Source organism: Rheinheimera sp. WS51 (genome assembly GCF_050936095.1).
Taxonomy (GTDB): domain Bacteria; phylum Pseudomonadota; class Gammaproteobacteria; order Enterobacterales; family Alteromonadaceae; genus Alishewanella.
The window spans coordinates 127,523-141,949 of record NZ_JBOTRC010000002.1 but is presented as its reverse complement, the minus strand read 5'-3'; the positions used below and the strand labels follow the sequence as shown (position 1 = coordinate 141,949).

At 40.7% G+C, this 14,427-nt stretch carries 13 protein-coding genes; 2 read left to right on the top strand and 11 right to left on the bottom strand.

Going from position 1 to position 14,427, the window contains the following annotated elements; translation table 11 throughout:
- Positions 1 to 34 precede the first annotated feature (34 nt).
- Both miaE and ACRCA4_RS04445 read left to right on the top strand, forming a co-directional pair.
- Positions 35 to 784, top strand: coding sequence for a tRNA isopentenyl-2-thiomethyl-A-37 hydroxylase MiaE (gene miaE / locus ACRCA4_RS04450; protein WP_433184753.1), 750 nt, complete (start codon positions 35 to 37; stop codon positions 782 to 784).
- Between the two features lie 103 nt (positions 785 to 887).
- Positions 888 to 1,487, top strand: coding sequence for a Yip1 family protein (locus ACRCA4_RS04445; protein WP_433184750.1), 600 nt, complete (start codon positions 888 to 890; stop codon positions 1,485 to 1,487).
- Between the two features lie 105 nt (positions 1,488 to 1,592).
- On the opposite strand, the gene purF is transcribed toward ACRCA4_RS04445, so the two are convergent.
- The 11 genes from purF to ACRCA4_RS04390 form a co-directional block, all read right to left on the bottom strand.
- Positions 1,593 to 3,107: an amidophosphoribosyltransferase gene (purF, locus tag ACRCA4_RS04440; protein WP_433184747.1), complete on the bottom strand. Its 1,515-nt coding sequence runs from the start codon at positions 3,105 to 3,107 to the stop codon at positions 1,593 to 1,595.
- A 19-nt stretch (positions 3,108 to 3,126) separates the two neighbouring features.
- Positions 3,127 to 3,615: a CvpA family protein gene (locus ACRCA4_RS04435; RefSeq protein WP_433184744.1), complete on the bottom strand. Its 489-nt coding sequence runs from the start codon at positions 3,613 to 3,615 to the stop codon at positions 3,127 to 3,129.
- A 59-nt stretch (positions 3,616 to 3,674) separates the two neighbouring features.
- Entirely contained in the window at positions 3,675 to 4,319 is a 645-nt protein-coding gene (locus ACRCA4_RS04430) for an SPOR domain-containing protein (protein WP_433184741.1), read from the bottom strand.
- Positions 4,316 to 5,602 (bottom strand): bifunctional tetrahydrofolate synthase/dihydrofolate synthase, encoded by a 1,287-nt coding sequence (gene folC, locus ACRCA4_RS04425; protein ID WP_433184737.1) that lies wholly within the window; start codon positions 5,600 to 5,602, stop codon positions 4,316 to 4,318. Before folC ends, ACRCA4_RS04430 begins: the two co-directional genes overlap by 4 nt.
- Before the next feature lie 6 nt (positions 5,603 to 5,608).
- The gene (gene accD, locus ACRCA4_RS04420; RefSeq protein ID WP_433184734.1) at positions 5,609 to 6,484 is read right to left on the bottom strand and encodes an acetyl-CoA carboxylase, carboxyltransferase subunit beta; all 876 of its coding nucleotides are present in this window, start codon (positions 6,482 to 6,484) and stop codon (positions 5,609 to 5,611) included.
- A 134-nt stretch (positions 6,485 to 6,618) separates the two neighbouring features.
- Positions 6,619 to 7,404 carry a tRNA pseudouridine(38-40) synthase TruA gene (truA, locus tag ACRCA4_RS04415; RefSeq protein ID WP_433184731.1) on the bottom strand — a complete coding sequence of 262 codons (786 nt, stop codon included), beginning with the start codon at positions 7,402 to 7,404 and terminating at the stop codon, positions 6,619 to 6,621.
- A gap of 143 nt (positions 7,405 to 7,547) precedes the next feature.
- Complete coding sequence (locus ACRCA4_RS04410; RefSeq protein ID WP_433184728.1) at positions 7,548 to 10,385, bottom strand: FimV/HubP family polar landmark protein; 2,838 nt, start codon at positions 10,383 to 10,385, stop codon at positions 7,548 to 7,550.
- A 336-nt stretch (positions 10,386 to 10,721) separates the two neighbouring features.
- The gene (locus tag ACRCA4_RS04405) at positions 10,722 to 11,741 is read right to left on the bottom strand and encodes an aspartate-semialdehyde dehydrogenase (RefSeq protein WP_433184726.1); all 1,020 of its coding nucleotides are present in this window, start codon (positions 11,739 to 11,741) and stop codon (positions 10,722 to 10,724) included.
- Positions 11,742 to 11,757: 16 nt separating this feature from the next.
- The gene (locus ACRCA4_RS04400) at positions 11,758 to 12,903 is read right to left on the bottom strand and encodes a 4-phosphoerythronate dehydrogenase (RefSeq protein ID WP_433184723.1); all 1,146 of its coding nucleotides are present in this window, start codon (positions 12,901 to 12,903) and stop codon (positions 11,758 to 11,760) included.
- A gap of 203 nt (positions 12,904 to 13,106) precedes the next feature.
- Positions 13,107 to 13,754 (bottom strand): GTP cyclohydrolase I FolE, encoded by a 648-nt coding sequence (gene folE / locus ACRCA4_RS04395; RefSeq protein WP_433184720.1) that lies wholly within the window; start codon positions 13,752 to 13,754, stop codon positions 13,107 to 13,109.
- Between the two features lie 115 nt (positions 13,755 to 13,869).
- Positions 13,870 to 14,223 (bottom strand): DUF2750 domain-containing protein, encoded by a 354-nt coding sequence (locus ACRCA4_RS04390; RefSeq protein WP_313909568.1) that lies wholly within the window; start codon positions 14,221 to 14,223, stop codon positions 13,870 to 13,872.
- Between the last annotated feature and the right edge of the window lie 204 nt (positions 14,224 to 14,427).

The following is a 14,427-nucleotide window of genomic DNA, read 5'->3' as shown; positions in this document are numbered from 1 at the left end:
TTATTAGCACTAATTTAAATTTAAGGGGATTGTTTTGCAGTCGCTACTTGCACCTATTAATCACTTTTTACACTGCACTACACCAGACTCTTGGATTGACTCTGCACGCAAACCTGAGAATCTAGCCGTATTACTCACTGATCATTTAGTCTGCGAGTTAAAAGCAGCACAATCGGCTATGTATTTAATTCGCCGCTATGTCGTTGATGAACAAAGCGGCACTGCCTTATTGCAATGGCTAAAGCCTTATGAAGATTATACTTATCGCCAGCAAGGTGATTGGACGCAACTGGCCGATATAAAACTAAAAAAATCCATGCTGCCAAAAGCAGATTCAAACTATGGCCAAGAATTAGTTGATAAAATGGTGTTGCTAATTAAAGAAGAGCTACATCACTTTTACCAAGTATTAGAAATGATGCAACATTATGGCATAGCGTACGACAAAATCACCTCCAGTCGCTATGCCAGAGGCATGTTGCGCCATGTTAGTACCTTTGAACCTAATGCGCTTATTGATAAGTTAATTTGCGGTGCTTATATTGAAGCCCGCTCTTGTGAGCGTTTTGCGAAAATTGCTCCTTTTCTCGATAAACCCCTGGCTGATTTTTACATCTCGCTGCTACGCTCTGAAGCGCGGCACTTTGAAGATTACTTAAGTCTAGCTGCTAAAATCGCTAACCAAGATATCAGTGATCGCGTGCGCTTTTTTGGTGAAATTGAAGCCGAGCTTATCTTAAGTCCAGATCCAGAGTTTCGCTTTCATTCAGGTGCACCCGTTTAAATATTATCCAGTTCACTTGACGAATAGCTGAATATTGGTCATAACTGATACAAGGATCATAAAAATGATCTGGTCGTATTAGGAAGTGACAAGGATAATAATTATGATATTGAATCACTTATGGGGTCTATATGCACATCCAAAGCAAGAATGGCATTCCATAGATACACGACATGAAAGTTTTCGTTATAGCATAATTCACATTATGCTAATTGCTTTAATTCCTGCGTTATGTGCTTACTACTCAGCTGTTCACCTAGGTTGGAGCATAGGTGCAGGCGAACGTATTATGCTAACAGCACAAAGCGCTAGAATTATGGCCATTGGTATGTACTTTGCTTTAATAGGCGGAGTATTTGCTTTAAGTTTTCTCGCTAACTGGATGGCAATTACCTTTGGTGCCAAACCCAGTTATACCCAAACTCTTGAACTAGCAGCCTACACTGCAACCCCCATGTTTATGGTTGGTTTTGCTGGTTTGTACCCAGAGTTATGGGTCATAGTTGTCGCTGGGCTCGTTGGATTAACCTATTCAGTTTACTTACTGTACGTAGGTGTGCCTATTATTATGCATATCCCTGAAGATCGTGGCTTTATTTATGCTAGTTCGGTTGTTACAGCTGGAATGGTATTGTTGATGTGTATTTTAGCCGGTACTGTAATTTTATGGCATCACGGCTTCGGCCCGGCCTTTTCACACTAAATAGGTACTCAAAGTAAAAGGTATTACTCAAGCTTTTTGCTTTAGTAATAAGAAAGGCAGTCTAAGACTGCCTTTTTTTACTAAGCGAATAAACTACTTTAAAAATTAGCCTTCGTTATACATTTCTAAATCGGTTGCCATTGCGGCATCCGCTTTCGCTTTCGCATCATTATTACGCAATTGCTCTAAGCGATTTAAGTACTCTTGATCAATATCATTAGTAACATAGCAGCCATCAAACACTGAGGTATCAAAACGTTTAATATCTGGGTTACCTAAACGTACAGCATCAACTAAGTCAGGTAGTGATTGGAAAATTAAACCATCTGCACCAATAATGTCGCAGATGTTATCAACATCATGGCCATGAGCAATTAACTCGTTAGCTGATGGCATATCTATACCATACACATTCGGAAAACGTACCTCAGGCGCTGCAGAAGCAAAGTAAACTTTCTTTGCACCTGCCTCACGAGCCATATCAATAATTTGCTTAGACGTCGTGCCACGCACAATAGAGTCATCTACTAATAATACGTTTTTACCTTTAAACTCTTGCCAAATCGCATTAAGTTTACGCTTAACTGATTTTTTGCGAGCCTCTTGGCCAGGCATTATAAAAGTACGACCAATATAACGGTTTTTCACATAGCCCTGGCGGTAAGGTAAACCTAAAACCGTGGCAATTTTTAAGGCCGTATCAGTACTAGTTTCTGGAATAGGAATAACCACATCAATGTCTAAATGGGCCCATTCACGTTTAATCTTTTCACCTAACATCTCGCCCATTGCAACACGTGATGCATAAACTGAAATATTATCAATAGTCGAGTCTGGACGAGCAAAATAAACGTATTCAAAAATACAAGGTGTATAACTTGGGTTCTCAGCACATTGGAAAGTGTGTAACTCACCCTCTTCTGTAATATAAACCGCTTCACCGGGAGAAACATCCCGCATAACAGTATAGCCATCAGCATCTAAAGCAACGCTTTCTGAGGCCACCATATATTCAGTGCCAAGCTCAGTTTCACGTTTACCCATCACTAAAGGACGAATACCGTTAGGATCTCTAAAGGCCAATAAACCATGACCAATAATTAAGGCAACAGCGGCATAAGCGCCCCGAACCTTACGGTGTAAGTTTGCTACTGCACGGAAAATATGCTCTGGCTGCAACTGCATGACACCGGTATTTTGTAATTCATGCGCCAAAACATTTAATAACACTTCAGAGTCTGACGTAGTATTAATATGCCGCTTAGCAATACGGAAAATATCTTCAACTAATAAATGCGAATTAGTTAAGTTACCATTATGGGCTAAAGCAATACCAAATGGGCTATTAACATAGAAAGGCTGAGCCTCAGCAGTACTTGATGAACCAGCTGTAGGGTAACGCACATGGCCTAAGCCTATATTTCCAGCTAAACGTTGCATATGGCGTACTTCAAATACATCTTTAACTAAACCATTCGCTTTACGTAATTTCAGCGTATTATTATGATCAATAGTAACAATACCTGCAGCATCTTGACCGCGGTGTTGCAACACCGTTAAGCCATCATATAAGGCTTGATTTACAGGATACTTTCCAACTATACCGACAACACCACACATGAAATATTCCTCGCCCGTACTAAGGCTGTTGCATAAAACTAGAATGGTTCTGAATATAGCTAAAGAACCACTCAATGATAAAACCAAACTCAGGGATTAATACAGAGCTACTCCACCATGATGCTGATGCAGCAGGGGTAAAAGCATCCATAAAAAACAGCACTGCACTTACAATAAGTACACCGCGTAAGGCGCCAAAAACTAGGCCTAGAATACGATCAGTACCCGACAAACCTGTTGTTTGCACTAATTTACTAATGACATAATTAATAAGGGCACCAATTAGCAAACTGCTAACAAATAAAATTGCAATTGCTGATGCATTGCGAATAGTTGGCTCAGACATAGATGTCAGTAAGCTAGCTAAATGAGGATAATATTGGCTGGCAATAAAAAAAGCCAAAAACCAGACCGCAAGAGAGACGGCTTCTTTGACAAAGCCTCTAACGAGGCTAATCACTGAAGATAATGCTATAACTGCCAAAATGGCAAAATCAACCCAGACCATTTGCTACCAAAGGTTGTTATAAGACGGCGCATATTCTACCAAAGCTAATGGCCAATTGGCTAATTATTTTCTGTTGGTTGATAATTCACTATTCGTAAACGCTCTGTCCCCGTTAACTTTATTAACTTAGGTAATTGTTGTTCTAAATTTTCTTTTTTCAATTCAGGCCCAACAATCACACTGGTTAATTGTAAACCATTACTATTGGTCACAGAACGGGTAAAAGTGGCAAAGCCCGCTTGGCGTAATTTGGCCATTAGCGCATTGGCATTTTGCTCTTTACTAAAACTCCCTACCCTTACAACCCAGGCAGATCCGGCTAAAGCCGCATTATTTAATGCAGACTCTGTCCGCTTGACGGTATTCTGGGCTGTTGATTTTGTGTTTTCTGTTACTGTCACTTGAGCATACTCTTGTGAAGGTAGCTGCTCCGTTTGTTCTATTACCGATGAAGTCTCTGCATCTTGATCAAGAACAGGCTCATCTGTCGTCTGGCTTGCGACTTCAGCATGAACAGCAGACATAGATTGCGACTCAACAGCTTGTTGATTAGGCACAGCTTCAAACTCAGGTCGCGCAGGGATAACTTTAAAGTCATCTTTAACAATTTGCTTTTCGCCATCAAGTAAGTCGGGCAGAAAAATCACACCGGCTAAAACAAGAATAACCGTTCCTAATAAACGATGTTTAAATGCAGCTGTCATAGTGACTCCTTAAATTCTGACAATACAGCTGAAACAGTAACAAAAGATCCAAATACTACTAATAAATCATCTGGTTGCAATTGAAATTTCAACTGTTGAAAGGCACAGACAACATCAGAGTGTAGTGTTACCTCAGCAGCCGTTGAGCTTAGTGACTTTAGCGCCTGTGTTAGCTGCTCGGAAGTTGCACCACGAACGCCATTTAACGTAGCAAGATGCCAATGATCAATTATAGGCAATAAAGGCAATAGAGTCTGTTTAATGTCTTTATCTTTAAGCATCCCCACTAACGTAATAATGCGTGTGTACTTTGGCTTTAAAAGAGTAAGTTGCTGCGCTAAGTATTGAGCTGACTGCGGGTTATGAGCCACATCCAGTATAATATCAGGTTGGTGTTGCAACCATTGCATACGACCAACTAGACTTAATTTTTTTAGCTCAGCATTCAATAACTCTATATTAGGTAAACGTTGTAGTTGCTGTAAAACAGCTAAGCTACAGGCAACATTTTGTACAGGGATTGCTGTTAAAGCTAACTCATTATAGCTGGTATCAGCACTTCGCCAATGCCAGCCGTTATCGGTTACACTATATCTATAATCTGTATTTAGCACACAAGTTGTACACTTAAGCTCATCAGCATAAGCTAATACCGAATCAGGAATAGCTAATTCACCAATAACAGCAACCGAATCAGATCGAAATATCCCTGCTTTTTCGCGGCCTATTACATTGCGATCATTACCTAGCCAATCTTGATGATCTAAATCTATGGTAGTAATAACACTGACATCAGGCTGAATGATATTGGTTGCATCAAGGCGACCACCTAGGCCAACTTCTATAAGACAATAATCTAACTTAGCTTGTCGTAGTAAGTAAAACGACACTAAGGTAGTGAACTCGAAGTAAGTCAGCCCTACATCGCCACGTAACTGCTCAACAAAGGCAAACGCAGCTAACCAGTCATCATCTGCTACATCTTGGCCATTAATGCGCAGCCTTTCATTAAAGCGCAATAAATGTGGCGAACTATAAACGCCCACTGTTGCGCCTTGTGCTAACAATAGTTGCTCAATACAGCACGCAGTGGTGCCCTTACCATTCGTTCCGGCAATCAGTACTTTTTTGCCAGGGAGATCCTGTAATTGGCCTTTAGCTGCAACGGCTTCAACCCGTGCAAGCCCTAAGTCAATTTTATCAATTGGATGGCTTTGCTCTATATAACAAAGCCAATCGTCCAGAGTCTGACACGATTGGCTGTTTAACGTTGTAGTTGACATAAACCCTTAAGCGGCGTCGTTCTCCGAAACCGGAGCTGGTAGCTGCATAAATTTAGCGACAAGTCTGGCAATTGTATCGCGCATTTCTCGTCGGTCAACTATCATATCAATGGCACCGTGTTCTAATAAGAACTCGCTACGCTGAAAACCTTCAGGTAGTTTCTCACGAACCGTTTGCTCTATAACCCGAGGACCAGCAAAACCAATTAAGGCCTTAGGCTCACCAATATTAACATCACCTAGCATAGCTAAGCTGGCAGACACCCCGCCCATCGTTGGATCAGTTAATACTGAAATATAAGGTAGGCCCTGCTCACTTAATTTAGCTAAAGCCGCACTGGTTTTAGCCATTTGCATTAGTGAAAATAAAGCTTCTTGCATCCGAGCACCACCACTGGCAGAAAAGCACACAAAAGGTATCTTGTGTTCTAATGCATATTCAACACCGGCAACAAACTTAGCACCAACCACAGAAGCCATAGAGCCGCCCATAAACTCAAACTCAAAAGAGGCAGCAACAATCGGCATTTCTTGTAAGGTGCCATGCATCACTATCATGGCATCTTTTTCATTGGTTTGTTTTTGCGCTGCTACTAGGCGATCTTTATACCGCTTGCTATCTTTAAACTTAAGTAAATCTTGTGGCTCTAAATCAGCGGCTAGTTCTTTACCGCTATTAGCATCTAAAAAATGATTTAAACGCGTTCTTGCCGATACCCGCATATGGTGATCACATTTAGGGCAAACACCCAAGTTACGCTCTAAATCTGCACGGTATAATACCGCTTCGCAAGAGGTACATTTAGTCCAGACACCCTCAGGTATATTTCGACGAGAAGAAGATGACGATGTTCTAGGCAGGATTTTTTCTAACCAACTCATAAGTGTTTCCTATAGCTAACGACCAAGACTGCTTGGTAGTAAAAACGTTAAAACGCCGAAAATTTGATATATAGTGCGCATTAAAGCACAAAACCACCCAGACAAGACACAGAAAACTGGTCTTAGTAGTGCCCTTAACTAGGCAAAAACAGCGGCCCGCCTGCTAATGCAGGAATAGCGAACTGCTCAGGATAGTCTACACCAACTAAGTATAAACCACCGGGTTTGGCCGTCGCCGCGGCTAAACTACGATCTTTTTCCACTAATAACTCAGCCAACCACTCTGGTGGTCTAAGCTTCATACCCACTTCAAGTAAACAGCCAGTAATATTACGTACCATATGATGCAAGAACGCATTCGCTTTAATATCAATAACGATATAGTCATTATGGCGTGTTACCGTTAAATGATGAATATTACGAAATGGCGAACGTGACTGACAATGCACAGCTCTAAAGGAACTAAAATCATGCTCGCCTAACAAATGCACTGCCGCTTGCTGCATTAAGTCTGTATCTAAACTCTGATGGTAATGGCTTAAACCTGCACGCAATATAGCAGGGCGATATTTATGGTTATAAATTATATATCTATAACGACGTGCAGTGGCACTAAAGCGAGCATGAAAGTCATCAGGCACTTGCATAGCCCAACGCACAGACACAGCATCAGGTAATTGTGAATTTGTCCCCATAACCCAAGAGCGATTATCACGTATCACAGGGGTATCAAAATGAACAACTTGGCCTGTAGCATGCACGCCAGCATCGGTACGGCCAGCACAAAAAACCTCTATAGGCTGATTAGCAATAGTTGATAAAGCCGTCTCTAACTCTTGCTGAACACTATTAACTTCACGTTGTCTTTGCCAGCCATAAAATGCTGCGCCATCATATTCAATACCTAATGCAATCCGCATACAAACCCCTTGTATTATAACGCGGCGATTATAACGTAGAACTAAAGTTTATACAGTCGTTTGCATTCAGTACTATGATATTTTACAAAACAAGCATTAATTTATTGGCCAAAGCTAATTTAAGCTAGCAACAGCAGTAGGCCTTATAACTTTAATTTTAAGGCTGCCGCTTCTTGCTTAACATGCTCTGCTGCTTCAGATGCTAAAATACCCTCTAAAATACCGGCAGCACTTTCTTGATCATCCATTTCAATATAAGCACGGGCTAAATCTAACTTAGCCGCAAAACCATTATCATCTTGATCAACATCATGGGCTTGTGGATTACCAATAACATCGGCAAATTCATCTAAACCAACATCAACATTAAGTTGATTAAAGCGCTCAGGATCGCTTTCTTGTTCGTCTGTGGCAGCTAGTAGCTTATCAATTTCAACAAAGTCATCATCAGTGAAGTCAAAATCGGTATTATCAACTTGTGCTACATCTGTAATATCAGCGGTATTTAATTCGAACTCTGTTTCATCAGCCTCGTCTTTGTCTGAATTACCCGCTATCGCTTCTAACTCGCCCATAAGCGAGTCGAATTGTTGTTCAGATAGAGGATCAACCTCCACTTCTTCATCACTTAATAACTCAGTGTCATTATCGGTAAATTCTGATGCAGATAGTTCTTCAATATCTAAGGATAAATCATCTTCAGATAAATCTAATGTCGGATATTGCTCAAGCATCTGACTTGGGTTTTCAACTGATAAACTGGCATCAGTAACTTTAGCTACAGAGCCATCATCAGAGGCGGATAAATCAGGTGCATGTTCTTGATCTAAACTATCTGTAACTTCATTAAGCTCACTGCTATCAAACTCATCAATATCTGTTAATAAGGTTTCATCATCAGCATCTTGCTGCTGCTCTTCAGCTAATGCTGCTTTAACTAGCGAATCCTCTTCAGCCTGAGTTTGCTGAAGTGCAATCGCTAATTCACGGCCTTGCTCTGTTAGACTATCTTCTTGATCAGGCTCAGTAGTTTCTGCTGTTGTTTCTTCCTCTGTTTCAGTTACCGCTTCTGACTCAGCATCGTCTTCTAATTCAACTACCGCTTCTGACTCAGCATCGTCTTCTAATTCAACTACCGCTTCTGACTCAGCATCGTCTTCTAATTCAACTACCACTTCTGAATCAGCATCGTCTTCTAATTCAACTACCGCTTCTGAATCAACATCGTCTTCTAATTCAGCTACCGCTTCTGACTCAGTGTCGTCTTCTAATTTAACTACCGCTTCTAACTCAGTGTCGTCTTCTGCCTCAATTTCGGCTTCTGTTTCAGCTTCATCGCTGGTTTCATCAAGTGCTTGCTCTATTAAATCAGCATCTGATAAACCTGCTGCATTATTTTCAGTTTGGTTTGCCGTTTGTTCAGGCTGTAACGCTTCGCTTAATTCACTGTCAGCTTGCTCTGTTAGCGAATCTTCTAATGCGGTTAACTCCTGTTCAGCTTCCGGTAGCTCAGGTGTTTTATCTGTATCAGAGTTAGTCGCCACCTGACTGCCAGTAAAACCAGCTAAAAGTTCATCCGATAACTCAGGCTCATCATCAGTATTTTTCGTCTCAGCTGTGGGCTCATCAAGTAAGTCAGAAATATCATCAATGAGTTCATCGTCAAGCAGTGCCGCTTCATCTAATACAGTGTTATTAGCATCAGTCGCTTCAGCTAATTCATCTAGCTCTTCATCTTCTTCTTCAGCCATTAATAAAGCTGAAATATCGGTATCAGATAAAATCTGATCCGGATCAAAAGGCTCTTCCTCTGGCTTTTCAGCGGCTGTCACTTCAGCTAAAACCGACTCATCATCTAGTAGCTCATCGCCAAAATCTAATAAGTTATCATCTAAATCAGTTTGCGGCTTTTGCTCATCTTGAACATCTTCAACATCAACAAAAGACTCATCTAACAGCGCATCATCAAGCTCAAATAGGCTTTCATCAAAGTCATCATTTGCGTCTAACGGCGGTAATGGCGACTGATAGTTTGGATCAGGTGTTTCAGATAACTGCACCGCATTAACCACTTCCTCTGTTTGTTTGCCTCTGCGCTTTATTAGCAACAAAACACTAAACAGCATAATTAAAGCAGGAATACTGGCAGCCAATATCCAAACTAAGGGACTTTTTAATGCACTTTGCCAAACACTATCTTGGTTACTTTGCGCCTTTAATTCCGAATTAGCCTTTAATAGCTCGGCCTGTTGCGCTAATAGGCTGGCTAATTGTTGTTGTAATTCGCCATCTTGGCCCAATTGCTGTTTTAAGTTTTCTAATTCAGTTTGGATGCTGCTTAAACTGCTTCTTAACTGTTGGTTTTCAATTGCTAAAGACTGCACTTGCTGAACAGAATCTTCAAACTTGCTGCGTAAATCTGTTAGCTGTTGCCGTTGTTGCTCGGTTAAGGTCTCTAATTCTTGCTGCCAAGGGCCAGTAGATGCTGGGGAAGAAGTTGTTGTGGTGTTAGCGATTGCGTTATTCGCAATAGCTTGATTTGAATTAGCCTTGCTTGTGTTAGCCGCTTTTTCAGCTAGAATTGTCGTTTTAGCCCGTTGTTGTCGCTGCGCCCATATTTTATCGTCTTGTTCAGACTTTTGTTTTGCTTGCGCTAAATCGACGTTAAACACTTCTTCTAAGGTAGGAACGGCTAATACTGAATTGGGTTTTAAATGATTTAAATTATTTTCTAAAAATGCGTCAGGATTTTTTTTATAAATTGCATACATTACCTGATACAAGCTCACGTTTGAATTAGGTCTTAACTGCTCAGCAACGCGCCATAAGGTATCATCTGCACTTAAAGGACCAATACTTTTTTGCTGTGCCAAGGTATCTGTACCTCTAGGCCCACGAATTTGTACACTATTGTCTTGCGCGAATAACGGCGCCGAAAAATTGACAAGTACAGCAAAAAATATAACGAATAACACCGGCATTGATATCCCCTAGCCAACTATGGCAACCATCTCTCATAAACAAAGCTAAAATAGCAATAATCTACGTTACTACAACAAAATGTAAGCAAATAATGCTCCAACTTTTTATTCTAGACCAATAAAAAATTGAACCCTAGGTTAATCTACGTAAAAGCATGAAAATAGTATAGTCTTCAATAAAACTATATTACATCCATTCACTTGTTTTACATCAGCAAACCTTGAGTTTTATTATTTATACCTCGTTTAATAGGCAAAAAATTAGCCCCATCAGGAGCTAATTTAAATCAAACTTAAAAATTAAGCTGGCTTAGATAGCTAAGCCGCTAAGCCAGATTAAAAGTATTCACTAATTAATAACTCAGCAATTTGAATACTGTTAGTTGCCGCGCCTTTACGCACATTGTCAGCAACAACCCACATGTTTAAACCATTTTCATGTGAAATATCTTGGCGGATCCGGCCTACATACACCTCGTCTTGGCCACTTGCTGAACAGACTTGAGTAGGAAAGTCTTCATTATTTTCAACTAAACTCACCCCAGGACTATTGGCTAATAAGGCTTTTACTTCATCAACGCTAATCGGCATCCTAGTTTCAATGTGCACCGCTTCAGCATGGCCATAAAAAACCGGTACCCGCACTGCGGTAGCGTTAACAGCAATATGATCATCGGCAAAAATCTTCTGAGTTTCCCAGTGCATTTTCATTTCTTCTTTGGTGTACCCGTTATCCATAAACACATCAATTTGTGGAATAACATTAAAAGCAATTTGCCTTGCAAACTGGCCTTCTTTATCTATAGGTCTGCCATTCATTAACTGTGCAGTTTCATGCGCTAAGGCTTCAACGGCACTTTGGCCAGCGCCACTAACTGACTGGTAAGTCGCTACGTTCACTCGGCTAATGCCTACTGCATCATAAATAGGTTTTAGCGCCACTAACATTTGAATGGTTGAACAATTTGGGTTAGCGATAATATTGCGGTTTCTATAATCGGCTAAAGCCTGCGGGTTAACCTCTGGCACCACTAATGGAATATCAGGCTCATAACGATAATGTGATGTATTATCAATAACAATACAGCCTGCTTCTGCCGCTATAGGCGCATATTGCGCTGACACATTGCCACCAGCTGAAAAGAAAGCAATATGGGCTTGTGACCAATCAAATTGATCAGCATTTTGTACCTTAATGCTTTTTCCTTTAAAACTAATGGTCTCACCCGCAGAGCGACTACTGGCTAAAGGATATAACCTATCTACCGGAAAACCGCGCTCTTCTAATAATTCAATTATTAGCTTACCTACTAATCCTGTTGCACCTAACACAGCAACATTAAATTGCGACGCCATGACTGCTCCTCTTTAATTATTGTTCCTGGCTAAAACCTAATTGTAATAACCAATTCGGCACCGCAGTACCACTAAGCTGTAATGAGCTAAATTCTCGTCTTGCTGGATAGTTTTTCCGGATCCAGTCAAAACCTTTATCCGTGAGTGAATGACGAAATATCGCATCATCACGTGACACATCATATAACAGCTTTGCTAAATTTTGGACATCTGGAACCCCAAAATTTGGGGTTATCTGTACTTTCTCAACTGCAGGCGAGGCTAAAAAATCAGCTAAACTATGCTTAGGTTGCAAGCCTAGCTGCTGGCATAGTGCAAGGTACAGCATTTCTGTTCCTCTGGCTTTACCTTCTATACTATGACCAGCAATATGAGCGCTCGCAATATCAGCATAAGGCACTAAGGCCATTAAAATGTCCGGCTCACCTTCCCATACATCTAGTACTAGCGGCCTTTTCTTACCTTGCTCGACTAAAGCCTCTGCTTCGGCTAAAAGTGCTTTATTATCTATAATTCCACCACGAGCAGCATTAATAATGGCACAGTCTGGTTTAAGCATGGCTAAGGTTTTAGCATTTAATAAATGCTCGGTAGCGAAGTCACCATCGCGCTGCAAAGGAGTATGAAAACTAATAATATCGGCTTGCTGACATAAACGATTAAAATCAACCGCCTCAAAGTCAGGCCCAGGGAAACTAGGCTCTTGCTGCTGCCGCAACGGATCGCATACTAGTACCTTAGCGCCGAGTAACTTTAAGCTTTTAGCCAAACGGCTACCAATATTACCAACACCGACAACCCCAATTGTTTTTTGCTGCAGTTGCCATTGATAACGCTGGGCTAAAAACCACAGACTACTTAATACATATTCAACGACCGACTGGGCATTACACCCTGGCGCATTAGTAAAGGGGATCTGACGTTTGGCTAAATAGCTTTGATCAATATGCTCTAAGCCTATAGTTGCCGTGCCAACAAAGGCTAAGTTCGAATTAGTCTGCAATAAGGCTTGATCAACCTGAGTTACCGAACGAACCAGTAAGACTTCGGCCTCAGCTAATTGTTCTGCTGTCACATTACGGCCATTAAACAGAGTCACTTGGCCTAAATCAGAGAAAAACTGCTGAACTAAAGGCATATTTTCATCAGCAAAAATGCGCATAGATGCTCCGGCTTAGTGCTTAGTGCTTAGTGTTAAGTGTTTAATTTTGAGTGTTCAGTTTTGAGTGTTTGAGCTAAGTTGTCAGTTATTAACAGCCGTGACTTATTGCCTATGGTAACAGTGACAAGTGGCTAACTTCATACTGAAGCAGTGACGAATAATGGCAATACACTCGTCACTTTTTAGCGAGTTGGAAAATTTGCTTAGCTATTATTAGCTAAAAACTCGGCGCGAGTACGACCATCGTCTTTAAAAATACCGCCTAAGGCTGTGGTTTGGGTTTTTGAATTTACATCCATAACACCACGAGACTTAACGCAGTAATGTACCGCTTCCATTGTAACGGCAACATTATCTGTTTCTAATAAGGTTTGCAAGGCAACTAAAACTTGCTGCGTTAAGCGCTCTTGCACTTGCGGGCGTTGGGCAAAAAACCTAACAATACGATTTATTTTCGATAAACCAATAATGCGGCCGCTTGGAATATAGGCAACAGTGGCATAGCCATCTATAGTAACAAAATGATGTTCGCAAGTACTGGTAAAGCTAATATCTTTCACTTTAATCATTTCAGACACTTGCATCTTGTTATCAATCAGCGACATTTTTGGAAAGTTAGCATAGTTTAAGCCAGCAAAAATTTCATCAACATACATCTTCGCTATCCGATGTGGTGTTTCATTTAGGCTGTCATCATTTAAATCTAGGCCTAAGGTGCTGACGACTTCAGACATTAACTGTCTAACTTTAGTGTACTTTTCATCACGTGATAAATCATTATCTAACATCGGGGTTTCTAAGCCACGACTAATTAAGGTATCACGCACTAACTCTGCTTCTTTTGATAACATAACAAATTCCAAATTACCTCAGGTACAGCAATACAAAGCAAAAAAGCTAAACGGCTTACAAAAACATAAAACCATTTAGCCTATTAATCACCATGCTAATTGATGGTTTTAACCATTATTGCACTAATGCTAACGCTTCTAATAACTCTCTTGGCTCAACTTCAGGGCCATTTAAGCTTTCGTCCCAGTCAGTACCAATTAATACGCCATCATCATACATTTCTTTTAACCAACCATCGCAAAACACATCTAATGGAATAGCTTCTGGCTTATATACCGACCACTCTTCAGAGCAATGCGCCAATGCCGCAGCTTCATCAGACCAAAATGGCATAACGTCAGTATCTTCAAACTCAACCGATTCAACAACAAGTAAATCTTCGCCTTCGGCCAATACATAAACCACACCATGGGTTTTTGCTTGTTCGACAAAACGTAAAAAAGTAGGATCTTGCGCAAACTGACTCATATTAACCTTCTACTGTGCAACTTTTTATTGGCCACTATTAGACCAGAAAACAGGCTATAAAAGCGAGTGATATCTCATCTTCTTGGCTTTATGTTAGCAATACTTACTTAAAGTAGCACATTCAAGCTTAATAACCCTGCTATTGTTAAAACTTAGCCACAAGCAACAGCGGCATATCTTTCATTCTTTGTTGAAAATGGCGTA